Below are 22,706 nucleotides of genomic sequence, written 5' to 3' on the forward strand. Positions count from 1 at the left end.
CCCTGCCGGGCATCAGGAGATAGCCGCGACCAGTTTGGTCATGGTGTCGAGCGTCGTGCGCAGGTCTTCGAGCGAGACCTGCGCACTGACGCGGTTCGCCCACTCGTGCTGCGCCTCGCGCAACCGAGCAATCGCCGCATAACCCTCGTCGGTGGGCCGCACGAGCTTCGCGCGTTGATGAGCGGGGTTCGGCAGGTACTCGGCCAAACCCTTGTCCACCAACAGGTCCGCGATCCGCTGCACGGACTGGCGAGCCAGTCCCATCTCCCGCGCGATGCCGGAGACGGACAACGGCTCGCGCAGCACCGCGCCCAGGACCTGCCACCACGCCGCGGTCAGGCCGACCGGCTTCGTCATCACCTCGGACGCCTCGAGAAACGCTCCGTACAAACGGAAAGTCCTCATCACGACGTCGGTCAGCACATCGCCCGACTCAGTCCTGGACACTCGCCACCAGCTTCCCGAACGCCTCCGCGGTGTCGTCGCGGTTGAACTCGTACCAGGCTTCCAGCGTCCGCGGCGAGTACGCCTCCAGCTCGGCCAGGACCTCACGCGCCCACTCCAACGCGCTCGCGCCGCCGGCCGTGATCACGCCCTGATCCCGCACGACCCGCTCGTCGCGGTACAGCGCCGCGCCGCCGTAGGCGCCAAGCCCTTCAAGGAAGTTCGACGTGTGCGCCACGTCGTCCAGCAGACCCTCGGCCGCCAGCGCGACCGTCGCGCCGCAGATCGCCGCGACCGGCTTGCCCGCCTCGCGGAACCGCCGCGCGAGCTTCCCGAACGCCGCCAGTTCCCCGCTCTCCCACCCGTCTCCGCCCGGCATCACGAGCATCGCCGCGTCGTCCAGCGAGACCTCGGAAAGAGCGATGTCCGGCAGCATCCGCACACCACCGAGAGTGCGGATCGGGTCGGTCGTGAGCCCGACCGTCTTGATCTCGTAGCGCCCAGGCTGAGCCTGGAACTGCTGCAGGCTCACCTGCGCGGCCACGTGGCCGTACTCCCAGTCCGCGAGCTTGTCGGCGAGGACCAGGTACACCGTCTGCGTTGTCATGACAGTATGCTGTCATATTCGACAGCATACTGTCAACATCCCGACCAACTAAGGTCAGCCGCATGGCAGACGAGCTGGTCCACTACGAGGTGCAGCGTGGCATCGCGACGATCACGCTGGACTCTCCCCACAACCGCAACGCCCTGTCCGCGCAGCTGCGCCGGGAGCTCCGTGAGCACCTGACCGCGGCCGCGAGCGACGACCAGGTGCGCGTGGTCGTGCTGACCCACACGGGCACCGTGTTCTGTTCCGGCATGGACCTCAAGGAGGCCGCCGGCGCGAGCGCGGGAGACCAGGGCGTCAACGAGTTCCCCGCCATCCTCGAGCAGCTCTGGACCAGCCCGAAGCCGGTCGTCGCCGCACTCAAGGGACCGGCCCGCGCGGGTGGCGTCGGCATCGTCGCTGCGTGCGACATCGCGATCGCCGCGAACGAGGCGACGTTCGCATTCAGCGAGGTCAGGATCGGCGTGGTGCCGGCGGTCATCTCGGTGACCGTGCTGCCCCGACTGCTCCCCCGCCAGGCGCACGAGCTGTTCCTCACCGGCGAGGCGTTCGACGCCCAGCGCGCTGTCGAGATCGGACTGCTCAACTCGGCCGTGCCCGTGGACGGCGTCGACGCCGAGGTCCGCCGCTACACGGACATGCTCGCGCTCGGCGCGCCCACCGCGTTGGCAGCCACGAAGGAGATGCTGCAGCAGGAGCGGTCCACGAACCTCGGCGAGGTCTTCGCGGACATGCTGAAGCTGTCGGCGCGGCACTTCGGCGGACCGGAGGGCCAGGAGGGCATCGCGGCGTTCAAGGAGAAGCGCAAGCCCTCCTGGGTGCCTGCCGACTAGAACCAACCGGTGCACTCGATCATGCCCTGCGACGATCCGCAGGCGCGCATGATCTTGCCGTCGTTCTTGAACGCCTCGGTGTACTTCGCGGTGCCCGAGTCGATCCGGGTGTACCCGAGGAACCCCTCGTGCTCGTTGGCCGAGGGGTCCTTGCGGTCCGTCCAGATCTCCTCGCCCGGCGTGCCGGAAGAGATGCGGCCCCACGCGCACTTGGACACGTTCGACGCGCGCAGCTCGATCACACGGCCGTTCTGCATCGTCACCGGGTTGTCGCCGTCGATCGTCTCGAACGGCGTGAAGGGCCCCTCCTGCGAGCAGTCCGGGTCACCGGCGAACGAAACGGCCGGACAGAGCACACCAACAACTGCAACGACGCCGAGCGCACAGCTCAAGCGACGGAATTGCGTTCCCATGGAGCTGCACTGTCCACTCTGGACGGGAGAAGCGCAGCCCAAGTCACCGTTCCGTGCGAATCACACGCAGTTTCCGGTCACCTGATTCAGCGGTCCGTTTCACAGCGTCACGCAACACTTCCGAAACGCCGGCGTCCAGGTTCGCGGGCACGACCAGCACGTACTCACCCTCCGGCAGCCACGAGAGATCGGTCAGGCTGTCGTACAACGCATCCAGGTTCTGCCCGAACCAGCCGGGAAAGTCCAGCGCCTTGGCGATGGCCGCGATCGCCGCCTGCTTCTCGGAAACGAGAATGTGTCGTTTCATTTCGTCACGTCCACGACGACGAACGTCGAATAGTGGTCGCCGGTGTAGAAGACTTCCTTTTCCGAGCCTGTCACGATGCGGCGCGCGCCGCGGTCGGGACTGCCCGGCGTCGGCACGGTGTACTCCTTGTAGTACCCGGACTTCTGCTGCGGCAGCCGCTTCTCCCTGTTCTCGAACGTCACGCCGTCGTTGCGCGGGTACGGGAACGGGCCGTTCGACTCGATCAGCTTCCAGGTCTTCGCGGCTTCGGCCGGGAGCTTCGACAGCGCCTCGACGTCCAGGCCGGAGTTCGCGCCGGGAACGGTCGCACCTTGCGCGGAGCTCGTGACGACCGGTTTGGTGACCTCGGGAGGCGCTCCGGACGTGTTGTCCTTGACGAACCACCCGATGACGACCAGAGCAACCAGCCCGACCAGTGCGACGGTCAGGCGACGACCAGGGCTCACGCGGCGACCTTCTCGGGCTCAGGCTCTGGCTCCGGCGTCGTGTCGGCACCGGATGCCGGGTTCTTCGCACCCCAGTCCGCGACACGGTCGATCAGCCGCGCCACACCCAGGCAGAGCGGCAACACGACGACCATCACGACGGGGAACTGCACGGCGACGGGCAGCTGAACGACCCACAGCTCGACCCCGTCCCACCACTGCACCAGCCAGTCCACGACCACGAGCCTAGCCTCGTGACCGGTGTCACGGCATTTGGCCGGGCGCAGGATAGGTATGTTGCGAACCATGTTCGCCGTTTACGCAGCAGAACCCAGTCCTGAGAACCCGCTGGCCTCGCTTCGCGTCGGCGAGCGCCCCGAGCCCGAGGTGCCCGCCGGGTGGGTGCGCGTCGCGGTCAAGGCCGCCAGCCTCAACATGCACGACCTGTGGACGTTGCGCGGCGTCGGCATCAAGCCGGAGCAGTTCCCGATGATCCTGGGCTGCGACGGCGCCGGCACCCTCGACGACGGCACCGAGGTGGTGCTGCACTCCGTCATCGGCGACCCGAACTGGTCAGGCGAGGAGACGCTCGACCCGAAGCGCACGCTGCTCACCGAGAAGCACCAGGGCACGTTCGCCGACTACGTCACGGTTCCTGCCCGCAACGCGCTGCCCAAGCCGGCCGGCCTGTCGTTCGCCGAGGCCGCCTGCATGGGCACGGCGTGGCTGACCGCGTACCGGATGCTGTTCGTGAAGTCCGGCCTGCGCCCCGGCCAGACGATGCTGGTGCAGGGCGCGTCGGGTGGTGTGTCGACGGCGCTGATCCAACTCGGCCGCGCCGCTGGTTTCCGCGTCTGGGTCACCGGGCGAAGCGAGGAGAAGCGCGCATTGGCGACCTCCCTCGGTGCCCACGACGTGTTCGAATCGGGTGCGCGCCTGCCGGAACGGGTCGACGCGGTGTTCGAGACCGTCGGCAAGGCCACCTGGTCGCACTCGATGAAGTCCCTGAAGCCCGGCGGCATCGTGGTGATCTCCGGTGCGACGTCCGGCGACGCCACCGCTGCCGAGTTGCAGCGGCTGTTCTTCCTGCAGCTGCGCGTGGTCGGTTCGACCATGGGCACCCGCGAGGAGCTGGGCGACCTGCTCCGGTTCTGCTCGTTCAACGGGCTCAAGCCGCAGATCGGCGCCGAGCTGAAGTTCGAGGACGCCGAGCAGGGGCTGCGCTCGATGCTGGAAGGCGAAACGGCCGGCAAGATCGTGTTCACCCGGTAGCAGTCCAGCCGTAAACAGCACGATGCGCCAAAATTCGGCCCCCTGATTGGTGGGTTCGGACAAACCGCGTGACAGTTGACACGCATAGGTTCGCCCGGACCCACCTTCCATCGAGGGAGCTGAAGCATGAGCACGGCGCAGCAGGGCGTCTTCCGGCGCAAGCCCATCGACCAGATCACGGAGGACAAGGGCGACGGGCTCACCAGAACGCTGGGCCTGTGGCAGCTGACCGCGATCGGCATCGGCGGCATCATCGGCGCGGGCATCTTCTCGCTCGCGGGTGCCGTCGCGAACAAGACGGCGGGCCCGGCCGTGCTGATCTCGTTCCTCGTGGCCGGTGTCGCGAGCGCGGCGGCGGCGTTCTCGTACGCGGAGTTCGCCGGCCTGATCCCCAAGGCGGGCAGCGCTTACACCTACGGCTACGCGGTGCTCGGTGAGATCGTCGGCTGGTTCATCGGCTGGGACCTGCTGCTCGAGTACACCGCGATCGTGGCGGTGGTCGCGATCGGCATCTCCGGCTACTTCACCGAACTGCTGTCGTTGCTGAACATCCATCTGCCCCAATGGATGCTGGGTGCGCCGGGCACAGAAGGCCCTGGCGTCGCAGAGGGTTCGTACAAGGTGAACCTGTTCGCCGTCCTGCTGTGCCTGCTGATCGCGTACGTGCTGAACATGGGCATGAAGAACGCGGCACGGTTCGAGACCACGCTGGTGTACCTGAAGATCGCCGTGGTGCTGCTGGTGATCGGCGTCGGTGTCTTCCACATCAACACCGACAACTACAACCCGTTCTTCCCGTTCGGCCTGGGCGGAGCTTTCGCCGGCGCGGCAACGGTCTTCTTCGCGGTGTTCGGCTACGACGCGATGAGCACGGCTGCCGAGGAGTCGAAGGACTCGCAGCGGCACATGCCCAAGGCGATCATGTACTCGCTGGCGATCTCGATGGTGCTGTACGTGCTGGCGTGCCTGGTTCTCACGGGCATGGTCAACTACAAGGACGTCGACGCGGAGAGCGCGTTCGCCACGGCGTTCGCGGACATCGGTTTCCACTGGCTGGGCATCATCATCAGCGTCGGCGCGATCCTCGGCATCACCACGGTGCTCTTCACGTTCCTGCTGGGCGCGGCCCGCGTCGGTTACTCGATGAGCCGCGACGGCCTGCTGCCGCCGTGGTTCGCGAAGACGCACCCGGTGAAGCACGTGCCGTCGCGCATCACCTGGGTGCTGGGCATCGCCTCGGCGGTCATCGCCGGGTTCCTGCCGATCGCCGAGGCCGCCGAGCTCACCAACATCGGCATCCTGCTGGCGTTCGTCGTGGTCTGCATCGCCGTGATCGTGTTGCGCTACAAGCAGCCCGACCTCCCGCGCACGTTCAGGACGCCGGGCATGCCGGTGGTGCCGATCATCGGCGTGGTCTTCTCGATCTGGCTGATCACGTTCCTCACGCCGGAGACCTGGGCGCGGTTCGCGATCTGGTTCCTGATCGGCCTGGCCATCTACTTCGCCTACTCGAAGCGCAACTCCGTCATGGAGAAGCAGCGGTCCAGGCAGTGACGATCTGATCGAGGACGGGGAGCGGCACCGCGCCGCTCCCCACCACCAGGTCGTGGAACGCACGCACGTCGAACCGCTCCCCCAGCTTCGCTCGCTCGGCACGCACCCGCTGGATCTCCATGCGCCCCACCATGTACGCCAGGGCCTGGCCGGGCACCTCGATGTACCTGTCGATCTCGGCGTTGATCTCGGGCTCCGGCATGACGGTGTTCTCGCGCAGGTAGTCGACGGCCTGCTGCCGGGTCCACCCGAACGCGTGCATGCCCGTGTCGACGACCAGCCGGCCGGCGCGCATCGCGTCGAGTCCCAGCATCCCGAGGCGTTGCTCGTCCGACGAGTACAGGCCCATCTCGTCGGCCAGCCGCTCGGTGTAGAGGCCCCAGCCCTCCAGGTAAGCCTCGATGAACGCGAACCGGCGCATGTTGTGCATGTCGGTCTCGGCCGTGATCGACAGCTGGTAGTGGTGGCCGGGGACCGCCTCGTGGAAGGCCGTCACTTCGGACAGCGTCCGGCTGCGTTCGGTGGCGCCCAACGGGTTCAGCCAGTAGGTGCCGGGGCGGCTGCCGTCCAGTGGGGCGGGCATGTAGAACGCGATGCCCGCGGTCTCCCGTTCCGCCTCGTCGACGGCGCGCACCTGGCAGCCGACCTTCGGCATGCGGCCGAACCACTTCGGCGCCTCCGCCTCGGCACGCGCGATCGCCTCCACCGCGCTCTCGATCATCTGGTCTTCGTTGTCCCACAACAGTTCGGTGCGCAGCCGGTGGAAGATCTCCTGCACGTCCGAAGTGCCCCACAGCCGCGAGCCGATCTCCGCGTACTCCTCGCGCAACGCGGCGATCAGGTCGAGCCCCAGCCGATGCAGCTCGTCGGGGGTGCGCGCGGTGGTGGTGTAGTTGCGGACCAGGTTCGCGTAGTTCCGCTCGCCTTCCGGCAGCCAGCAGATGCCCGGCTTGTCGTCGCCGCGGGCGTCCTCGATCGACGTCAGCACGTCGCGGAACCCGGCGATGGCCGTCCGGATCTCGCCGGAGTGGCCGCCTTCCCACTCCTGCACCGGCGAGGCCAGGAAGCTCTCCAAGCGCTTCGTGCCGGCCTGGAGGTGCCGCCGGAGCGGCCTGCGGTCGGACTCTCGCACCCGCTCGCCCGCCTGCCCGATGTAGCGCGCGAACTTGTCGACGCGCTGGGACACGTCCAGCTGCGACGCGATCATGAGCAGGCCGTTCACCGGTGCGCTCAGCCCCTTCGCGACGGTGTGCTCGATCAGCCGGGCGTCGATGCGGTCGACGATCGACCGGCCCTGGTGCTTGATGACGGCGAGGGTGACGGGATCTTCGTCGCTCGTGTCGGCCCGGCTCAGGATGTCGGCGATCCGCGCCCGCAGTGCCTGTTCGCCCTCGACGCTCAGGTCCTCGAGCTTGTCGTCCCAGCCCTGCAGGCCGTACATGGTCGGCATGAACGGCTTCCAGTCCATGGCTGCCTGGAACATCTCGTCAGCGAGCGACATCAGACCCTTTCCGACCAAGCGGTGACAAGACTGCCCAATGTGGACAACGGCACCACGCCGTTCTCCAGCACCAGGTCGTGGAACGCCCTGATGTCGAACTTGGAGCCCATCGCGGACCTGGCCTCGGCTCGCAGGCGCAGGATCTCCAGGCGCCCCACCATGTACGCGAGCGCCTGCCCCGGCGTCTCGATGTACCTGTCGATCTCGGAGTGGATCTCCGTATCGGTCATCACGGTGTTGTCGCGCAGGTAGTCGACGGCCTTCTGCCGCGACCAGCCGAACGCGTGCAGGCCGGTGTCGACCACGAGCCGTCCGGCGCGCATCGCGTCGAGCCCGAGCATGCCCAGACGTGCCTCGTCCGACGAGTACAGGCCCATCTCGTCGGCGAGCCGTTCGGTGTAGAGGCCCCAGCCTTCGAGGTAGGCGTCGATGAACGCGAACTTGCGCACGTTCGACAGGTCGGTCTCGGCGGCGATCGTCAGCTGGAAGTGGTGGCCGGGCACCGCCTCGTGGAACGCCGTCACCTCGGACAGCGTGCGGCTGCGTTCGGTGGCGCCCAACGGGTTCAGCCAGTAGACCCCGGGACGCGAGCCGTCGAGCGCGGCGTCCATGTAGTACGCGAGCGGCGCGACCTCGCGGTCGATCTCCGGCACGAACCGCACCTCGCAGCGCGCTCGCGGCAGCCGGCCGAACCAGTCCGGCGCGACCTGTTCGGCACGCGCGACGGCCTCCACGGCACTGGTGAGCATGTCGTCCTCGTTGGCCCACAACAGATCCGTGCGAAGCCGCTGGAAGATCTCCCGCACCTCCCGTGTGCCCCAGACGCGCGAGCCGATCTCCGCGTACTCCTCGCGCAGCCGCTCGATCAGGTCGAGGCCCAGCTCGTGCAGTTCGGCGGGCGTGTAGGAGGCGGTCGTGTAGTCGCGGACCAGCTTCGCGTAGTTCGCCTCGCCCTCTGGCAGCCAGCAGAGACCGGCCTGCTCGTCGTCACGTCCTGGCAGCTCCAGCAGGACCTCGCGGAACCGGGCGAACGCCGGACGCAGGTCCGCGTCGCCCTCCCACTCCTGTTTGGGCGAGGCGAGAAAGCGCTCGACGTGGGCCGCGCCGCTCTCCGCGTGCCTGCGCAACGGCCTGCGGTCGGTGTCGAGCAGACGTTCCCCAGCCTGCCGCAGAAAACGCGGCACCAGGTGCCGCCGCTGTGAGAAGTCGACCTGGGTGGCCACTGAGAGCAGGCTCGCGACCGGTGCGCTCAAGCCGGCGGCCACGGTGTGCTCGACGAGCCTGGCGTCGATCTTGGTGATGATCGACTCGGCCTGATGCCTGATCACGTCACGCGCGACCGGGCCCTCGTCGCTGGAGTCGACGCGGGCGAGAATGCCGGTCAGCCTGGCGCGCAACGCCTGGTGGCCGTCGACGCTGAGGTCGTCGAGCCGGTCGTCCCAGCCCGGCACGCCGACGACCGTGGCGAACGTCGGGTTCCAGTCCATCATCGCCTGGAACGTCTCCTCCGACAGCGACATCAGGCCCTCCCCGACCACGCGGTGACAAGATCTCCCAGAGTGGACAGGGGCACAGGGCCGCTTCCCACCACGAGGTCGTGGAACTCCTTGACGTCGAAGCGATCGCCCATCCTGGACTCGGCCTCGGCACGCAGGCGCTGGATCTCGATGCGCCCGACCATGTACGCGAGAGCCTGGCCCGGCAGCTCGATGTACCTGTCGATCTCGGCCTGGATCTCCGGCTCCGGCATCACCGTGTTCTCCCGCAGGTAGTCGACGGCCTTCTGCCGCGACCAGCCGAACGCGTGCAGGCCGGTGTCGACCACGAGCCGGGCCGCGCGCATCGCGTCCGCCGACAGCATGCCGAAGCGCTGCTCGTCCGACGAGTACAGGCCCATCTCGTCGGCCAGGCGCTCGGCGTAGAGACCCCAGCCTTCGAGATACGCCTCGATCGACGCGTACTTGCGGATGTTCGGCAGCTCCGTCTCGGCGGCGAGAGTCGTCTGGTGGTGATGGCCTGGCACGGCCTCGTGGAACGCCGTCGTCTCGGACTGCGTGCGGCTGCGTTCGGTGGCGCCCAACGGGTTCAGCCAGTAGACACCGGGACGGCTGCCGTCCAGCGGAGCCTGCATGTAGTACGCGATCGGCGCGGTCCCGCGTTCCGCCACGTCGACGAGCTTGACCTCGCAGCCGACCTTCGGCATGCGGCCGAACCACTTCGGCGCTTCCTCCTCCGCCCGCGCGATGGCCTCCACGGCGCTGGCGACCATCTCGTCTTCGTTGTCCCACAACAGTTCCGTGCGCAACCGGTGAAAGATCTGCGGCACGTCGCTCGTGCCCCACAACCGCGAACCGATCTCCGCGTACTCCTCACGGAGTTTGGCGATCAGGTCGAGGCCCAGCCGATGCAGCTCGTCGGGGGTGTAGGAGGTGGTCGTGTAGTCGCGGACGAGTTTGAGGTAGTTCTGCTCGCCGTCGGGCAGCCAGCACAGGCCCGCGGTGTCGTCGTCGCGGACGCCGTCGAGGTTCAGCAGGGTCTCGCGGTACGCGGCGATCGCGGCCCGGATGTCACTGGAGGACTCGCCTTCCCACTCCTGGGACGGGGACTTCAGGAAGCTTTCGAGCCGTGCCGCGGTGCTCTGGACGTGCCGGCGCAACGGCCTGCGGTCGGAGTCGCGCACCCGTCCGGCCACCTGGCCGAGGAACCGCGGCACCAGCGCGACCCGCTGGGACATGTCCACCTGCGGCGCCGTCATCAGCAGGTTGTTGACCGGTGCGGCCAGCCCTTCGGCCACGGTGTGCTCGACCAGCCGCGCGTCGATCCGGTTGGTGATCGCCTCGGCCTGGTGCCTGATCACCGCGAGGGTGACCGGGTCCTCGTCGCTCGTCTCGGCGCGGCTCAGGATGTCGGAGAGGCGCCGCCGGATCGCCTGCTCGCCGTCGATGCTGAGGTCTTCCAGCCGATCGTCCCAGCCTGGCACGCCGACCAGCGACGCGAACAGCGGCTCGTGGTCCATGGCCGTCTGGAACATCTCATCTGCGAGCGAGGTCACGCTCTCCTTCTTAGCTGCGCTTGAAGCGCTCCGCCAAGGAATTGACCACATCCGTGAGCTCGCTGTTGATCCTTTGCACGATCTCGGCCGCCGGTTCCGCCGTCGCCAGCGGATAGGTGGTGCCCGCCCACAGCGACATGACCTCCGGCTCACCGGTCGCGCGCACCGGCTTCGTGAGGTGGTGCACGTTCGGGTACGCGGCCGGCGCGTACGGGCTGTGCTCGATCAGGAACCGGTTCACCAGCCCACGGGCAGGCCGTCCGCTGAACGCTCGCGTGAGCGCCGTGCGGCGGGCTCCTTCGGCGAGGGCTTCCCGGTGTGCCGCAGCGGTTCCGGCCTCCGGGCAGCCGAGGAACGCCGTGCCGAGCTGCGCCGCGACCGCACCCGCGGCCAGCACGGCGGCGACGTCGGCGCCGTTGATGAGACCGCCGGTCGCGATCACCGGCAGGTCGACGGTGCTCTTCACGAGCCTCAGCGCGGCCAGCGTGCCGTACAGCTCACCGCCGCCGGGCGAGATGCCGTCGTCGGTGAACGTGCCGCGGTGCGCTCCGGCGTCCGCGCCCTGCACGCACAGGACGTCCGCGCCGATCTGCTTGGCCTGCCGTGCCTCGCTCGGCGTGGTGACCGTGACGACGATCGTGGTGCCGGTCGCCTGAGCCGCTGCACGTCGTCCGCGTCGGGCAGGCCGAAGGTGAACGACACCACCGGAACCCGCAGCGCCAGCACCAGTTCGAGCTTCGCCGCGTAGTTGTCGTCGTCCCAGCGCGGGTCGCCGGGCACCACGCCGATCTTCTCCGCGCAGGCCGTCACCCGCTTCACGTAGGACGAGATGTCCGCCGTCGGCCGCGTGCCGGGCACGAACAGGTTGACCCCGAACGGCTTGCTGGTGAGCTCGCCGGTGCGCTTGATCTTCTCCGCGAGCTGCTCGACGGTGATGTAGCCGGCCGCGAGGAACCCGAACCCACCTGCGTCGCTCACCGCGGCGACCAGCTCGGGGGTGGAGGCGCCACCTGCCATGGGCGCGGCGATCACAGGCACGGCCAGCGTGTGGAACATGAGGACAACCTAGTTGGACCAGGCGCTGGATGCCCGGTGAAGTCCGTGTGTCCTTGATGACGCGAAAGACACGTCCGCTACTCCGAACGGACGTGGGCGCCACGTCCACAGTGGACGTGGCGCCGACGCGCCCATCATCTAGGGCAGGGAGTCCAGATGAGGGGCAACGGTGTTCGCGAACTGCCAGTTGTTCGAGGCGTCCCAGTTGATCGACCACGTCATGGCGCCGCGGATGGACGGCCAGGTCGTGCTCGGCTTGAACGTTCCGCAGCTGGTGCCGCGAGCGAGGCAGCTGAGCGCGTTGTTGACGTTGGACGGAGGCTGGTAGCCGCCACCGGCACCCGAGGGTGACGCCGGCAGACCGAGACCGACCTGGTCGGCCCGCAACCCGCTCTGCAACTGGATGCACGCGAGCGCGGTCAGGAAGTTGACCGTGCCCTGGGCGTAGACCTGCTGGTCGCAGCCGAGCATCGTGCCGGAGTTGTAGTACTGCATGTTGACGACCGTCAGGATGTCCTTGGTGGCCAACGCCAGCTTGAAGTACTCGGCGCTGGTGTTCTGCATGTCGATCGTCTGCGGTGCCATCGTGATCACGGTGCCGCCACCGACGTGGATGCTGCGCAGCGCCTGACCCATGTACGTGGCGTTGACGCCGTTCTCGAGGTCGATGTCGACGCCGTTGAATCCGTAGTTGGCGATCAGCGACTTCACGCTGTTGGCGAAGTTGGTGGCCGCCGTGGAGTTGCCGACGCTGATCGTGCCGCGCTCACCGCCGACGGAGATGATCACCTTCTGGCCGCGGTTCTGCAGGGTCCTGATGTCGGCCTTGAACTGCGCGTCGGTGTAGCCGCCGAGCTGGCTGCTCAGCCCCGAGTCGAGGGTGAACGCGACCTGCCCCGGCGTGGCCGTCGCGTCGGCGAACGCCACCGCAACGATGTCGTAGGTGGTGGGGACGTCCGACAGCCTGAGAGCGCGCGCACCGTTGTAGAAGTTCTGCCAGTAGCCCGTCAGAACGTGCTTCGGCAGACCGGTGTTCGGCGGGTTGCTGGTGGTGGTCGTGGTGGTGGTGGTGGTCGTCGTGCTTGTGCTTGTGCTCGTCGGCGGCGTGCCGGGGCCGTCGAGGTTGACGTCGTCGGCGTAGTAGGCGGGCTGGCCGTACCAGCCGTGCAGGTAGATCGTGACGCTGGTGGCGCTGCCACTGGTGAAGTCGACGGTGAGCTGCTGGAAACCGCTCGTGCCCGGCGTCCAGGTCTGCTTCTCCACGCCGCCGGTGACACCGAGGTAGACGTAGCTGCCCTGCACCCACGCGGACAGCTTGTAGGCCGTGTTCGGTTGCACCGTCACGGTTTGCTGACAACGCGCGTTGCTCTGCCCGGCTGGCGCACCCTGCAGCGCGTAGTTGCCGGTGCGCTTGGTGCTCGTGGTGGCGCTCGTGCCCTCGGAGCAGGTCCAGCCGCTCAGGTTGCCGGCCTCGAAGCCGCTGTTGGCCGCGAGGTTCGCGGCGACGGCGCTGCCGTTGATCACCAACACGAGACCGGCACAGGCGAACAGCGCGGACAGCAGCGCTATGGCTGCTCGTCTGGTCTTGGACATGGTCCACCTCCACACCTCATGCGGCGGCCATGTTGTGAGTGGACTAAAAATGGACTAGACCACTGTGCCAGGTCAAGCCTTGCTTTAGCTTGATGCGCATGTTCACCCTGTCCGACGCCATCGCGCTCGCCACCGCCGCCCATGACGGCCAGGTCGACAAGTCAGGCCGGCCGTACATCGGACATCCGTTGAGAGTGATGGCTTCGGTGACGGGCGAACACGCCCAGATGGCCGCCGTACTGCACGACGTCATCGAGGACACGCCGGTGACCGCTTCGGACTTGCTCGCACAAGGATGCCCCGCCGTTGTCGTCGACGCGGTCGTGGCTCTGTCGCACCTGCCGGGCGAGCCCCAGGAGGACTACCTGCGCCGGGTCTCCGCGGATCCTCTGGCACTGACGGTGAAGCGCGCGGACATCGCCGACAACCTCTCACCGGCCCGCCTGGCCCGCCTGGACGCAGAGACGCAGGAGCGCCTGAAGATCAAATACGCACGGGCGCTGGGGTTGCTCGACGAGTACGTGAGCTAACTCGCTTCTTCATCGGTACAGGTCGCCTGAACAGGGTGTATTATCGAATCGTAACCATGATTGGAAGGAAACGATGATCCGCCACGACCTGTCCGTGAAGTCCCTGCGCTCGAGCATGGCCTCCCGCCGTGACGCTCGCCTGAAGCGCCGGAGCCTGGAGCGGCAGTTGGCCAGCTACACCACCGAGAGCGACCGACTCGAACTGGACGCCATCCTGTCGCGCCACAGCGCCGACGAGACGAGCGAGCTCCGTTCGATCATCAACCGCCAGGCGATGGACCGCCTCCTGCGTTCCGCCTGACGAACACCTGTGGGCCACCCCCGGCAACGTTGCCGCGGGTGGCCTTCGCGTTTCCAGGGCTTGGCAGCGGAAGAAAACAAGTCTAACGTTATATTCACTGTGTGTGGGACATAGAACTGCATCCAGAGGTCGACGACTGGTTGCTTGACCTGGCCCGGACGGACCCGATGTCCGCAGACCTGGTCGAGAGCGCCATCGACCTTCTGGCGGAGCGAGGCCCTCAACTGGGGCGACCGCTCGTGGATCGCGTCAAGGGATCGCGATACCACAACATGAAAGAGCTCAGACCGGGCTCAGCGGGAGCGAGTGAGGTGCGGATCTTGTTCGTGTTCGATCCGGCACGATGCGCCGTCCTGCTGGTCGCGGGCGACAAGGCGGGCAGTTGGAACCACTGGTACAACACGAACATCCCGCTGGCTGAACAGCGATACGACGAGCATCTCGCGAACGTGGAGAAGAGGTGACGCATGGGCCGCTCGTGGAAAGACGTGAAGGCGGACAAGGAAGCCATCGACCGCGCTGCTGGACGCGAGGTCGAGGCTTCCCGAGCCACGGCGCGCAGCCGGACACAGGCTTACGTGCTGGGATTCCGGCTTGCCGAGCTTCGCAAAAAGGTCGGACTGACCCAGGTCGACGTGGCTGAGCGCATGAAGGTCAGCCAGGCGCGGATCAGCCAGCTCGAACAGGGCGAAGTGGACCAGCTCGAAGTGGACACCGTGCGGAGGTACATCACCGCACTCGGCGGCACGCTCAAGATCGTGGCGGACATCGACGGCGTGGACGTGAACCTCGCGACCAGCCAGGTCGCATGAAGCACAGCGCCTAGAACAGGCGCTTGACCGTCAGAACGTTGTCCTTGCGCGTCTCTTCCTGACCGTCCGGCCCCACGAGAGGCCGCTCGACCACCTCGTCCGTGACAACGATCCAGTTGTCCGTGAGCTTGAGATGGTCGAGCACGTCCTTCGTCGTCGGGAAGTAGTAGTCCTGATGCTCGGACCACGACGGCGCTCCCGCGTGCCCCCCGATGATCAGGTACCCGCCCGGCGCCACCGCCTCCGAGGCCTTGCGAAGGATGCTGTTGCGCTCCCCGTCCTCCTCGACCGGCGAGTGCAGGAACTGAGCGCTGACGAGGTCGTACTGCCCTTCGGGGAACGTCTCCTTGAGATCATGCTGCTCCACCGAGATCTCCACGCCGGCTTCGAACGCGTGCTTCAAAGCCCGGTCCAGCGCGACCTGCGACACGTCGACGCCGAGGACTCGCCAGCCTCTCTTCGCCAGCCAGACCGCGTCGCCGCCTTCGGCGCACCCGATGTCCAACGCACTGCCGGGCGTGAGGCGTTCGGCCTCCCGCACCAGCAGCGGATTCGGCCTCCCGGACCAGACCTGGTCCCGCTCCGAGTAGAAGGTCTCCCAGAACTCCTGCGCAGTCGTCATACCGACCACGGTGCGCCAGACCGTGCCGAACCGGCAACCTATGTTGCTGAACCAGCAACGCCAGGACCCGGCAGCAGGTCGACGTCACCCGCACGCATCGGCTCACCGCAGTGGTCACAACGCAGCTCGACGTCAGCGATCTTCCCGCAGGCGTGGTGCCGGTAGAGCACCGGAGGCCCCGCCTCCCCGGCGAGCCACCTGTCACCCCAGCCCTTCATGACCATCAGCAGGTCGACGAGCTCCAAGCCCTTCCGCGTCAGCACGTACTCGTACCGCGGCCGCTGGTCGTACGGATGGCGCTCCAGGACACCCTGCTCGACGAGGTGGTTCAGCCGCTCCGTCAGCACCTTGCGCGAGATCCCGAGATCGGCCTGGAGCTGCTCGAACCGGCTCATCCCGACCCACACGTCCCGCAGGATCAACGGCGACCAGGGCTCCCCGATCACGTCGAGCGTGCGCGCGATCGAGCACGCCATCCCACTGAAGCTCGTACGTTGCATGCCGTCACTCTAGCAATTCGGGGTTCCCTTAGGGAACTCACCACTGCTACAGTCTCTTAAAGGAACTCAAGGAGGTACGGATGAGCAAGGTCATCAGCGCCCACTCCGTCTCGGTCGACGGGTACATCACCGGACGTGATCCGCGCCCCGGGCAGGGAATCGGCGACGGCGGAATGCTCTTCGACTGGTACTCCGACGGCGACACGCCCAGTCAGGTGTTCGACGGCTTCAAGCTGAGCGAGGCCAGCGCACCGGTCTTCGACGGTCTCGCCGCACGGGTGGGCGCGATGGTGGCCGGCCGCAACACCTACGAGGACTCCGAGCGGTTCGGCGGCGGCAGCCCGCACCCGAACGCCAAGCTCGTCCTCCTCAGCCATCGACCAGCAGAGGTCAGCGAACAGCAGACGCTCGTCACCACCGGCATCGAGGACGCCATCGCCAAAGCGCTCGAACTCGCCGACGGCAAGGACGTCGGCCTCATGGGCGGCGGGGTTCTGACCGCGGCGCTCGAAAAAGGACTCGTCGACGAGATCGTGCTGCACCAGGTGCCGATCCTGCTCGGCGGCGGCCGCCCGTTCTTCCAGGAACTGCCGAAGCACGTGCGCCTCAACCTCGTCGAGGTCGTCCCCGCTCCTGGCGTCACGCACCTGCGTTACGAGGTGCAGCGATGAGGCCCGACGTGCGTGAGGTGCTCGACGGCACCCCCATCGCCCATCTCGCCAGCGTCCTGCCCGACGGTGCGCCCCACTCCGTGCCGGTCTGGATCGGCACCCACGGCGACCACGTCGTGATCCTCACCGGGCCGAACTCCCGGAAGGCTCGCAACCTGCGCCGTGACCCGCGCATCGCGCTTTCCCTGACGCCGCCGGACAATCCGTTTCAGCCGATCATCATCCGCGGGCGCGTCGTCGAGTGGCTCCAGGGCGAGCCGGCGTGGGAGATCGTCGACCGGATCGCGCGGAAGTACATCGGCGGGCCCTACTCGCGCGACGAAGAACGAGTCGTCGCGCTCATAGAGCCAGGCGCATAGTCACGCCCGGCCGTTCGGCACGTTCTTGTGCGGCCCGAAGTAACCCACGTAGACCTTGCCGTGCTCGCGCGCCGGCAGGAAGTAGATGCGTGGTGCACGCGAACCGCCGCCTTCAGCGATCTTGATGTGCGCCTGCATCTCCACCCTGCCGGAGGAGTCGACTTCGCTGTCGACGGGAAAGATCCTCTTTGCCGCCAGCTTCGGATTGTTCATCACGGTCTCGCTCTCCGACATGGCGAGCTTCTTCGGCGTGGCGGGCCACACGTGCGGATGGCGCGATTTGACGCACCACGACCAGAAGTCAGCCGCGTTGTCGGAGGTGCGCAGCGTTTCACCGTATGCGTACAGGGCCAGAAACGCCCGCCACGAGGTCTGCCCCCATGCTCTCGCCTCCACCGCCGCATCGAGATCGTCAAGATCGACGCACGCGTCGTCCGGGAAGCTCAGGAACTCGGACAGCAAGTCCTGCGCCAGCAGAGCCGCGGTACTGGGCGAGTCGATCTCGGCAGGGTCGACGGCATCGATGCCCTCGACGTCAGGGGTCGTTGCGGACGAACCGCTCCGCAGCAGTGCGTTCTCCTTCCACGCGATGCTGAGCTGCTGACGCAGCCGAGTGTTCTCCTCTTCAAGCGCCTGCTGGTCTTCCACCAGGTTTTCGTACCTCTGATCAAGATCTGCCCTATGGCGCTCGAGATCATCTGCCACCGCGATCGCCATGGTCAGCATCTCGTGGTCCTCGCCGGACATTCCCGATTCCAGCAGGGCCGCGGCTGTCTCATAGCTTTGCGCGGCCCGCCGCACTCCGGCCCGTGGCGACACAGCACGGAAGATCTGGGCTCCGGCACTCTCGTTCCTCAGGTATCGGGCAGCCACGGTGTACCTGTGCCGCCACCCGTCGCTCAGCGCGGGGTCTGCGCCGGGGAGGTAGACCCGGAAGGCACCGTCGCGAACGCCGTAGTCCTCACCGAGGATCGCGCCGAAGTGAGTCGTGGCTTCATCGTCGAGCCGGCAGACCTGCGCCAGGCCCGCGTTGATCTCGACTGCACGCTTCACCGATCGTGCATAGGCCCCTGCGGCCGCAAAGCCGGGAGGCGCCCAGTTCAACACGTAGTCGGCGGGTAGCGGAGCGAAGACCACCACTGGTATGTCCCTGTCCATGGCGGTGACGATCTCGGCGAGTTGTTCCGCGCCCGACTCCCCCTCGTAGGTGATCGGCGCCGCTGAGAGCGGTACAAGACGACGTCTGGCCGTATGGCTGGCCGCGAGCAGGTCGCGGACGAATCGGGGTGCCGCGATCTTCACCCGGTCGAGCTCGTCGTGGGAAACGAGGTCGAGGTCGACCCAGGTCCAGCTGCCGCCTGGTCCCACTTCCTCAGTTACCGCCTGGCCGGACCAATGACGGACGGTCGTCGTCCACCTGACGCCGTTCTCGAGCGACTCCACCAGGGAGAACCAGAAGATGGAATCGATCGGGCCACCGGGATCCCCTGCCGTCTCGACCCTCACCCGAATCGTGCCGTCCTCGGTGACACCGTCGGCAAGTCCCAGCCGGCCGCTGGATTTGTAACCGACCCACCGCTCCAGCAAGCTCATCAGGCGGGCTTCCACGCCGTCGTCGCTGTCGCTCCACATGCCCCGATAGACGATCGCCATCGTCCCCACCTCGGCTCCGGTTCGCGGTCAAACCTCTGCGGATGGGTAATCGTGGTTGCGGTCCGTCACGCATCGCGCGTTACCGAAACGTTCAGAAGACGCCAAACGGCCGCGCCCTGCCAAGTCGGCAGAACGCGGCCGTGAGACTGCAGAACCTACTTCTTGCCCTTCGGCTCATCGGTGGACAGTGCGGCGACGAAGGCCTCCTGCGGCACCTCCACGCGCCCCACCATCTTCATCCGCTTCTTGCCTTCCTTCTGCTTCTCGAGCAGCTTGCGCTTACGGGTGATGTCACCGCCGTAGCACTTGGCGAGAACGTCCTTGCGGATCGCGCGGATCGTCTCGCGGGCGATCACGCGGGCGCCGATCGCCGCCTGGATCGGCACCTCGAACTGCTGCCTGGGGATGAGCTCGCGCAGGCGAGTGGCCATCCGCGTGCCGTAGGCGTAGGCGTAGTCCTTGTGCACGATCGCGCTGAACGCGTCGACGGTCTCGCCCTGCAGCAGGATGTCGACCTTGACGAGCTCCGCGTCCTGCTCGCCGGACTCTTCGTAGTCCAGCGACGCGTAACCGCGGGTGCGGGACTTCAACGAGTCGAAGAAGTCGAAGATGATCTCGCCGAGCGGCATCGTGTAGCGCAGTTCGACGCGGTCCTCTGAGAGGTAGTCCATGCCGCCGAGCTGGCCGCGCTTGGACTGGCAGAGCTCCATGATCGCGCCGATGTAGTCCGACGGGGCGATGATGGTGCACTTGGTGATCGGCTCGTAGACCTCGGCGCGCTTGCCTTCCGGCCAGTCGGACGGGTTCGTGACGACGTGCTCGGTGCCGTCCTCCATCACGACGCGGTACACGACGTTCGGGGCCGTGGAGATCAGGTCCAGGCCGTACTCGCGCTCCAGGCGGTCGCGGGTGATCTCCAGGTGCAGCAGGCCGAGGAAGCCGCAGCGGAAGCCGAAGCCCAGTGCCGCGGAGGTCTCCGGCTCGTAGGTGAGCGCGGCGTCGTTGAGCTGGAGCTTGTCCAGGGCCTCGCGCAGCTCCGGGTAGTCCGAGCCGTCGACCGGGTACAGACCCGAGTAGACCATCGGGCGGGGCTCGCGGTAGCCCGCCAGCGGCTCGGTGGCGCCCTTGCGCTCGGACGTGACGGTGTCGCCGACCTTCGACTGGCGGACGTCCTTCACGCCGGTGATCAGGTAACCCACCTCGCCGACGCCGAGGCCCACGCTGGGCTTGGGCTCCGGCGAGACGATGCCGACCTCGAGGATCTCGTGCGTGGCGCCCGTCGACATCATCTTGATCCGCTCGCGCGGCGTGATCTTGCCGTCGACGACACGGATGTAGGTGACGACGCCGCGGTAGGTGTCGTAGACCGAGTCGAAGATCATCGCGCGGGCCGGGGCGTCGGCCTGGCCGACCGGGGACGGAACCTTCTTCACGACCTCGTCGAGCAGCGCGCCGACGCCGAGACCCGTCTTCGCCGAGACCCGCAGCACTTCCTCAGGCTCGCAGCCCACGATGTGCGCGATCTCCTTGGCGTACTTGTCCGGGTCCGCGGCGGGCAGGTCGATCTTGTTCAGCACCGGGATGATGGTGAGGTCGTTCTCCATCGCCAGGTACAGGTTCGCCAGCGTCTGCGCCTCGATGCCCTGCGCGGCGTCGACCAGCAGCACGGCGCCCTCGCAGGCCTCCAGTGCGCGGGACACCTCGTAGGTGAAGTCGACGTGGCCGGGCGTGTCGATCATGTGCAGGACGTGGTTCGTGCCGTCGACCACCCACGGCAGGCGCACGTTCTGCGCCTTGATGGTGATACCGCGCTCCCGCTCGATGTCCATCCGGTCGAGGTACTGCGCCCGCATCGCCCGCGCGTCGACCACGCCGGTGAGCTGCAGCATCCGATCGGCCAGGGTCGACTTGCCGTGGTCGATGTGCGCGATGATGCAGAAGTTCCGGATCAGCTCCGGCGACGTGAACGTCTGGTCGGCGAACGAGCTCAAGGTGATCCTCAGCAGGAAATCGGACGGGTGTCCCCTTATGGTCCCATAGAGGCCCGTGTGCTCCACACCACTAGGGTGCGTCCGTGCTGATGAACGGTGAGGACCCCCGCCCGGTGAAGGGCGCGGTCCGCGAGATTTTCGACGCCGCCGACGCCGCCAAGCTCGAGTACGAGCCCTCGATGGACGGCGACGCGGACCCCGGCGAGGTCGTCTGGGCCTGGGTCCCCTTCGAGGAGGACGCGTCACGCGGCAAGGACCGCCCGCTGCTGGTCGTGGGCCGTGCCAAGGGTGAACTGATCGCGCTGATGCTCTCGTCGAAGGAGCCGCGCGACGACTACCTCGAACTGGGCGCGGGCGCGTGGGACCGCGACGGCCGGCCGTCGTACCTGCGGCTCGACCGCGTGTTCGCGCTCGACTCGGACGACGACATCCGGCGCGAGGGTGCCGTGCTCGGGCCGGCCGCCTTCGGTCAGGTCGTGGACGTCCTACGCCAACGTCACGGCTGGCGCTGAACGAACGCACGCCACGCGGGTGCGCTGAAGGTCAACGTGCCCGCGTCGGCGTTCTTGGAGTCACGAACGAGCACGTCCTGGGCAAACGCCACTTCGACGCAGTCGCCGTCCTCGGTCCCGTCGCTGTAGCTGCTCTTACGCCAAGCGCGCTCCTGGGCCATCGAAGTCCTTTCGCGGTCGGCCGACGTACTCCGCCAGCTTGCTCCGCGATTGTCCCTCATCCAAAGCGACCTCAGCCAAACGGTCGAAGAGCAGCCGAGTCCTCGCGATAGCGCCCGGATCCTGCACGAACACCTTCGCGAGGTTGCTCTCGGTGAAGGCGACCGGCATCGACTTCTCGTACTCCCACAGCGTGCAGTTCGAGGCGATCACGGGAGCGTCGGCAGGCACGATCCGAATCATGTGAGCCTTCAACAGCAGCCGGGCGTACTGGTCCTCCATGACTCGGTCGTCCCCGACTTGTAGCTGCAGCGCATGGTGAGGTCGACTCGGAGCGCCCTGTCAGCATTGCTGCTGATGGGTTTCTCCGAGCCGCCTCCCGAACCCGGCGTGCCCATTACTGAGCACCGGGCTCTCCATGATTCCCGTGTGGACGTTGCCGATTTCCTTACCCGATAGCAGCCCAGGGCGTCGGGATCCGTGTTCCTCGATACCGGTAGCGAGTGGTGTGCACCCGTCCCGGTTCGAAGAGTCGGCCCTGCGCCGTGATCGGCCACCAACCACCGCCGCAGTAGCGGCGACGGAGTTCCTTCCAGGTGATCCGCCGGTGTTTGCGCCTGATCCACCCGATGACCTGCCACCAGGTGAGGTGGCTCAGCCAGTGAAAGGTCGAACCGGACACGCCGGGCTGGAAGTAGGCGCACCAGCCCCGCAGCGCCGGGTTGACCCGGCTGAGCAGGACCGGTAGCTGCCGGTTGATGTCCTGACGGCACAACCTCTTCACCTTGACCACGACGGCCATGAGGGCCTTCTTGGACGGATAGGTGTAGACGTAGCACCGATCGCCGCCTTTCTGCCGATGCCGCTGGATGCGCCACCCCAGAAAGTCGAAGCCCTCGTCGATATGGGTGATCGTCGTCTTGAACGCCGACAGGCGTAACCCCATCGGCGCCAGCACCGCCGCCACCACGTCACGCAACACTTCGGCGTGCTCGCGGCTGCCCGACACCAGCACCAGGAAATCGTCCGCATACCGCACCAGGCGGTAGTTGGCCTGTCCCCGGCGTCGGCGTCTGACGCGCTCCCACCCCGGCGTGGCCGGACCGCCCGCGGCCTGAGCGACATAGTCATCCAGAACCGACAACGCGATATTGGCCAGCAGGGGCGAGAGAATGCCCCCTTGCGGAGTACCAGCGTGGCTGTCGCGCACCACGCCGTCCTGGCCCAGGATCCCCGCCTTGAGAAAGGCCTTCACCAATGCCAAGACACGCTTGTCTCCGACCCGAACCCGCACCCGGTCCATCAGCGCGGTGTGATCGATCATGTCGAAGCACGCCTCGATATCACCCTCGACCACCCACTCATACGAGCGCGCGGCCAAATACCGAGTCTCAGCGATCGCGTCCTGCGCGCGACGATTCGGCCGGAACCCATACGAGCACGGCTGAAAATCCGCCTCCCACACGGGTTCCAGCACCAGCTTCAACGACGCCTGCACCACCCGATCCGCCACGGTCGGGATGCCCAACCGGCGCA

27 protein-coding genes and 1 pseudogene are annotated in these 22,706 nt (G+C 67.1%); 10 read left to right on the plus strand and 18 right to left on the minus strand.

The genetic code is table 11. The features are described 5' to 3' along the window. Positions 1 to 12: 12 nt before the first annotated feature. Complete coding sequence (locus tag FXN61_RS20625; protein WP_312877878.1) at positions 13 to 447, minus strand: MarR family winged helix-turn-helix transcriptional regulator; 435 nt, start codon at positions 445 to 447, stop codon at positions 13 to 15. Beyond that, entirely contained in the window at positions 434 to 1,051 is a 618-nt protein-coding gene (locus tag FXN61_RS20630; RefSeq protein ID WP_167975686.1) for a DJ-1/PfpI family protein, read from the minus strand. The genes FXN61_RS20625 and FXN61_RS20630 overlap by 14 nt, the downstream gene beginning before the upstream one ends. Positions 1,052 to 1,113: 62 nt before the next feature. Here FXN61_RS20630 and FXN61_RS20635 point away from each other — a divergent pair, with 62 nt between their 5' ends. Beyond that, complete coding sequence (locus FXN61_RS20635) at positions 1,114 to 1,887, plus strand: enoyl-CoA hydratase-related protein (protein ID WP_167975687.1); 774 nt, start codon at positions 1,114 to 1,116, stop codon at positions 1,885 to 1,887. On the opposite strand, the gene FXN61_RS20640 is transcribed toward FXN61_RS20635, so the two are convergent. The 4 genes from FXN61_RS20640 to FXN61_RS20655 all read right to left on the minus strand — a co-directional run bounded on the left by FXN61_RS20640 (position 1,884) and on the right by FXN61_RS20655 (position 3,268). Then, a complete protein-coding gene (locus FXN61_RS20640; protein WP_167975688.1) occupies positions 1,884 to 2,243 on the minus strand; it encodes a hypothetical protein in 360 nt (119 codons plus the stop codon). The two genes, FXN61_RS20635 and FXN61_RS20640, sit on opposite strands and share 4 nt — an antisense overlap. Before the next feature lie 100 nt (positions 2,244 to 2,343). Beyond that, positions 2,344 to 2,607: a barstar family protein gene (locus tag FXN61_RS56435; protein ID WP_167975689.1), complete on the minus strand. Its 264-nt coding sequence runs from the start codon at positions 2,605 to 2,607 to the stop codon at positions 2,344 to 2,346. After that, positions 2,604 to 3,053 (minus strand): guanyl-specific ribonuclease, encoded by a 450-nt coding sequence (locus FXN61_RS20650; protein ID WP_167975690.1) that lies wholly within the window; start codon positions 3,051 to 3,053, stop codon positions 2,604 to 2,606. The genes FXN61_RS56435 and FXN61_RS20650 overlap by 4 nt, the downstream gene beginning before the upstream one ends. Next, positions 3,050 to 3,268 carry a hypothetical protein gene (locus FXN61_RS20655; RefSeq protein WP_167975673.1) on the minus strand — a complete coding sequence of 73 codons (219 nt, stop codon included), beginning with the start codon at positions 3,266 to 3,268 and terminating at the stop codon, positions 3,050 to 3,052. Before FXN61_RS20655 ends, FXN61_RS20650 begins: the two co-directional genes overlap by 4 nt. 70 nt (positions 3,269 to 3,338) lie before the next feature. Here FXN61_RS20655 and FXN61_RS20660 point away from each other — a divergent pair, with 70 nt between their 5' ends. Together FXN61_RS20660 and FXN61_RS20665 are read left to right on the plus strand one after the other, a co-directional pair. Beyond that, positions 3,339 to 4,304 carry a zinc-binding dehydrogenase gene (locus tag FXN61_RS20660; RefSeq protein ID WP_167975691.1) on the plus strand — a complete coding sequence of 322 codons (966 nt, stop codon included), beginning with the start codon at positions 3,339 to 3,341 and terminating at the stop codon, positions 4,302 to 4,304. A gap of 126 nt (positions 4,305 to 4,430) precedes the next feature. Continuing rightward, positions 4,431 to 5,858, plus strand: coding sequence for an amino acid permease (locus tag FXN61_RS20665; protein ID WP_167975692.1), 1,428 nt, complete (start codon positions 4,431 to 4,433; stop codon positions 5,856 to 5,858). Here FXN61_RS20665 and FXN61_RS20670 read toward each other — a convergent pair. The 5 genes and pseudogenes from FXN61_RS20670 to FXN61_RS20690 all read right to left on the minus strand — a co-directional run bounded on the left by FXN61_RS20670 (position 5,830) and on the right by FXN61_RS20690 (position 13,060). Continuing rightward, positions 5,830 to 7,359 carry a DUF885 domain-containing protein gene (locus FXN61_RS20670; RefSeq protein ID WP_167975693.1) on the minus strand — a complete coding sequence of 510 codons (1,530 nt, stop codon included), beginning with the start codon at positions 7,357 to 7,359 and terminating at the stop codon, positions 5,830 to 5,832. The genes FXN61_RS20665 and FXN61_RS20670 overlap by 29 nt on opposite strands. Continuing rightward, positions 7,359 to 8,879 carry a DUF885 domain-containing protein gene (locus FXN61_RS20675; protein ID WP_167975694.1) on the minus strand — a complete coding sequence of 507 codons (1,521 nt, stop codon included), beginning with the start codon at positions 8,877 to 8,879 and terminating at the stop codon, positions 7,359 to 7,361. The genes FXN61_RS20670 and FXN61_RS20675 overlap by 1 nt, the downstream gene beginning before the upstream one ends. After that, positions 8,879 to 10,411, minus strand: a complete 1,533-nt coding sequence (locus tag FXN61_RS20680; RefSeq protein WP_312877879.1) for a DUF885 domain-containing protein — start codon at positions 10,409 to 10,411, stop codon at positions 8,879 to 8,881. The genes FXN61_RS20675 and FXN61_RS20680 overlap by 1 nt, the downstream gene beginning before the upstream one ends. A 10-nt stretch (positions 10,412 to 10,421) precedes the next feature. Next, a pseudogene (locus FXN61_RS20685) lies at positions 10,422 to 11,467 on the minus strand (nitronate monooxygenase). Between the two features lie 138 nt (positions 11,468 to 11,605). Then, positions 11,606 to 13,060 carry a chitinase gene (locus tag FXN61_RS20690; protein ID WP_167975696.1) on the minus strand — a complete coding sequence of 485 codons (1,455 nt, stop codon included), beginning with the start codon at positions 13,058 to 13,060 and terminating at the stop codon, positions 11,606 to 11,608. A gap of 98 nt (positions 13,061 to 13,158) precedes the next feature. Here FXN61_RS20690 and FXN61_RS20695 point away from each other — a divergent pair, with 98 nt between their 5' ends. The 4 genes from FXN61_RS20695 to FXN61_RS20710 all read left to right on the plus strand — a co-directional run bounded on the left by FXN61_RS20695 (position 13,159) and on the right by FXN61_RS20710 (position 14,703). Then, the gene (locus FXN61_RS20695; protein ID WP_167975697.1) at positions 13,159 to 13,590 is read left to right on the plus strand and encodes an HD domain-containing protein; all 432 of its coding nucleotides are present in this window, start codon (positions 13,159 to 13,161) and stop codon (positions 13,588 to 13,590) included. Between the two features lie 73 nt (positions 13,591 to 13,663). Continuing rightward, the gene (locus FXN61_RS20700; protein WP_167975698.1) at positions 13,664 to 13,891 is read left to right on the plus strand and encodes a hypothetical protein; all 228 of its coding nucleotides are present in this window, start codon (positions 13,664 to 13,666) and stop codon (positions 13,889 to 13,891) included. Between the two features lie 167 nt (positions 13,892 to 14,058). Beyond that, positions 14,059 to 14,355 carry a type II toxin-antitoxin system RelE/ParE family toxin gene (locus FXN61_RS20705; RefSeq protein WP_167975712.1) on the plus strand — a complete coding sequence of 99 codons (297 nt, stop codon included), beginning with the start codon at positions 14,059 to 14,061 and terminating at the stop codon, positions 14,353 to 14,355. Positions 14,356 to 14,358: 3 nt separating this feature from the next. Beyond that, on the plus strand, positions 14,359 to 14,703 hold the full coding sequence (locus tag FXN61_RS20710; RefSeq protein ID WP_167975699.1) for a helix-turn-helix domain-containing protein: 345 nt from the start codon (positions 14,359 to 14,361) through the stop codon (positions 14,701 to 14,703). A 10-nt stretch (positions 14,704 to 14,713) separates the two neighbouring features. Here FXN61_RS20710 and FXN61_RS20715 read toward each other — a convergent pair whose 3' ends face one another. Then, positions 14,714 to 15,325: a class I SAM-dependent methyltransferase gene (locus FXN61_RS20715; RefSeq protein WP_167975700.1), complete on the minus strand. Its 612-nt coding sequence runs from the start codon at positions 15,323 to 15,325 to the stop codon at positions 14,714 to 14,716. A gap of 38 nt (positions 15,326 to 15,363) precedes the next feature. After that, positions 15,364 to 15,825 carry a winged helix-turn-helix transcriptional regulator gene (locus FXN61_RS20720; protein ID WP_167975701.1) on the minus strand — a complete coding sequence of 154 codons (462 nt, stop codon included), beginning with the start codon at positions 15,823 to 15,825 and terminating at the stop codon, positions 15,364 to 15,366. 80 nt (positions 15,826 to 15,905) lie between these two features. Between FXN61_RS20720 and FXN61_RS20725 the strand changes: the two genes are divergently transcribed. Both FXN61_RS20725 and FXN61_RS20730 read left to right on the plus strand, forming a co-directional pair. Further along, on the plus strand, positions 15,906 to 16,496 hold the full coding sequence (locus tag FXN61_RS20725) for a dihydrofolate reductase family protein (RefSeq protein ID WP_167975702.1): 591 nt from the start codon (positions 15,906 to 15,908) through the stop codon (positions 16,494 to 16,496). Further along, positions 16,493 to 16,855, plus strand: a complete 363-nt coding sequence (locus FXN61_RS20730) for a PPOX class F420-dependent oxidoreductase (protein WP_167975703.1) — start codon at positions 16,493 to 16,495, stop codon at positions 16,853 to 16,855. The genes FXN61_RS20725 and FXN61_RS20730 overlap by 4 nt, the downstream gene beginning before the upstream one ends. Here the strand turns inward: FXN61_RS20730 and FXN61_RS20735 are convergent, their stop codons facing one another. Both FXN61_RS20735 and lepA read right to left on the minus strand, forming a co-directional pair. Continuing rightward, the gene (locus FXN61_RS20735) at positions 16,856 to 18,508 is read right to left on the minus strand and encodes a hypothetical protein (RefSeq protein ID WP_167975704.1); all 1,653 of its coding nucleotides are present in this window, start codon (positions 18,506 to 18,508) and stop codon (positions 16,856 to 16,858) included. It lies immediately after the preceding gene. A gap of 155 nt (positions 18,509 to 18,663) precedes the next feature. Beyond that, entirely contained in the window at positions 18,664 to 20,499 is a 1,836-nt protein-coding gene (gene lepA, locus FXN61_RS20740; protein WP_167975705.1) for a translation elongation factor 4, read from the minus strand. Positions 20,500 to 20,588: 89 nt separating this feature from the next. Between lepA and FXN61_RS20745 the strand changes: the two genes are divergently transcribed. Further along, positions 20,589 to 21,011, plus strand: a complete 423-nt coding sequence (locus tag FXN61_RS20745) for a type II toxin-antitoxin system PemK/MazF family toxin (protein ID WP_167975713.1) — start codon at positions 20,589 to 20,591, stop codon at positions 21,009 to 21,011. Here FXN61_RS20745 and FXN61_RS20750 read toward each other — a convergent pair. The 3 genes from FXN61_RS20750 to ltrA form a co-directional block, all read right to left on the minus strand. Beyond that, positions 20,996 to 21,172 carry a DUF397 domain-containing protein gene (locus FXN61_RS20750; protein WP_167975706.1) on the minus strand — a complete coding sequence of 59 codons (177 nt, stop codon included), beginning with the start codon at positions 21,170 to 21,172 and terminating at the stop codon, positions 20,996 to 20,998. The two genes, FXN61_RS20745 and FXN61_RS20750, sit on opposite strands and share 16 nt — an antisense overlap. Further along, complete coding sequence (locus FXN61_RS20755; RefSeq protein WP_281360557.1) at positions 21,147 to 21,482, minus strand: Scr1 family TA system antitoxin-like transcriptional regulator; 336 nt, start codon at positions 21,480 to 21,482, stop codon at positions 21,147 to 21,149. The genes FXN61_RS20750 and FXN61_RS20755 overlap by 26 nt, the downstream gene beginning before the upstream one ends. Positions 21,483 to 21,618: 136 nt before the next feature. Further along, positions 21,619 to 22,706, minus strand: a 1,088-nt coding sequence (ltrA, locus tag FXN61_RS20760; RefSeq protein WP_167975708.1) for a group II intron reverse transcriptase/maturase, incomplete at its 5' end; no start/stop codon positions are given.

It is taken from the genome of Lentzea indica (assembly GCF_012184385.1).
Lineage (GTDB): Bacteria > Actinomycetota > Actinomycetes > Mycobacteriales > Pseudonocardiaceae > Lentzea > Lentzea indica.

Excerpts from the sequence above, each read along its gene's own strand:
- FXN61_RS20630 (WP_167975686.1), bottom strand. The coding sequence starts at position 1,051 with ATGACAACGCAGACGGTGTACCTGGTCCTCGCCGACAAGCTCGCGGAC.
- FXN61_RS20635 (WP_167975687.1), top strand. The coding sequence starts at position 1,114 with ATGGCAGACGAGCTGGTCCACTACGAGGTGCAGCGTGGCATCGCGACG.
- FXN61_RS56435 (WP_167975689.1), bottom strand. The coding sequence starts at position 2,607 with ATGAAACGACACATTCTCGTTTCCGAGAAGCAGGCGGCGATCGCGGCC.
- FXN61_RS20660 (WP_167975691.1), top strand. The coding sequence starts at position 3,339 with ATGTTCGCCGTTTACGCAGCAGAACCCAGTCCTGAGAACCCGCTGGCC.
- FXN61_RS20665 (WP_167975692.1), top strand. The coding sequence starts at position 4,431 with ATGAGCACGGCGCAGCAGGGCGTCTTCCGGCGCAAGCCCATCGACCAG.
- FXN61_RS20670 (WP_167975693.1), bottom strand. The coding sequence starts at position 7,359 with ATGTCGCTCGCTGACGAGATGTTCCAGGCAGCCATGGACTGGAAGCCG.
- FXN61_RS20675 (WP_167975694.1), bottom strand. The coding sequence starts at position 8,879 with ATGTCGCTGTCGGAGGAGACGTTCCAGGCGATGATGGACTGGAACCCG.
- FXN61_RS20690 (WP_167975696.1), bottom strand. The coding sequence starts at position 13,060 with ATGTCCAAGACCAGACGAGCAGCCATAGCGCTGCTGTCCGCGCTGTTC.
- FXN61_RS20695 (WP_167975697.1), top strand. The coding sequence starts at position 13,159 with ATGTTCACCCTGTCCGACGCCATCGCGCTCGCCACCGCCGCCCATGAC.
- FXN61_RS20700 (WP_167975698.1), top strand. The coding sequence starts at position 13,664 with ATGATCCGCCACGACCTGTCCGTGAAGTCCCTGCGCTCGAGCATGGCC.
- FXN61_RS20705 (WP_167975712.1), top strand. The coding sequence starts at position 14,059 with ATGTCCGCAGACCTGGTCGAGAGCGCCATCGACCTTCTGGCGGAGCGA.
- FXN61_RS20710 (WP_167975699.1), top strand. The coding sequence starts at position 14,359 with ATGGGCCGCTCGTGGAAAGACGTGAAGGCGGACAAGGAAGCCATCGAC.
- FXN61_RS20715 (WP_167975700.1), bottom strand. The coding sequence starts at position 15,325 with ATGACGACTGCGCAGGAGTTCTGGGAGACCTTCTACTCGGAGCGGGAC.
- FXN61_RS20720 (WP_167975701.1), bottom strand. The coding sequence starts at position 15,825 with ATGCAACGTACGAGCTTCAGTGGGATGGCGTGCTCGATCGCGCGCACG.
- FXN61_RS20725 (WP_167975702.1), top strand. The coding sequence starts at position 15,906 with ATGAGCAAGGTCATCAGCGCCCACTCCGTCTCGGTCGACGGGTACATC.
- FXN61_RS20730 (WP_167975703.1), top strand. The coding sequence starts at position 16,493 with ATGAGGCCCGACGTGCGTGAGGTGCTCGACGGCACCCCCATCGCCCAT.
- FXN61_RS20735 (WP_167975704.1), bottom strand. The coding sequence starts at position 18,508 with ATGGCGATCGTCTATCGGGGCATGTGGAGCGACAGCGACGACGGCGTG.
- FXN61_RS20745 (WP_167975713.1), top strand. The coding sequence starts at position 20,589 with ATGAACGGTGAGGACCCCCGCCCGGTGAAGGGCGCGGTCCGCGAGATT.
- FXN61_RS20750 (WP_167975706.1), bottom strand. The coding sequence starts at position 21,172 with ATGGCCCAGGAGCGCGCTTGGCGTAAGAGCAGCTACAGCGACGGGACC.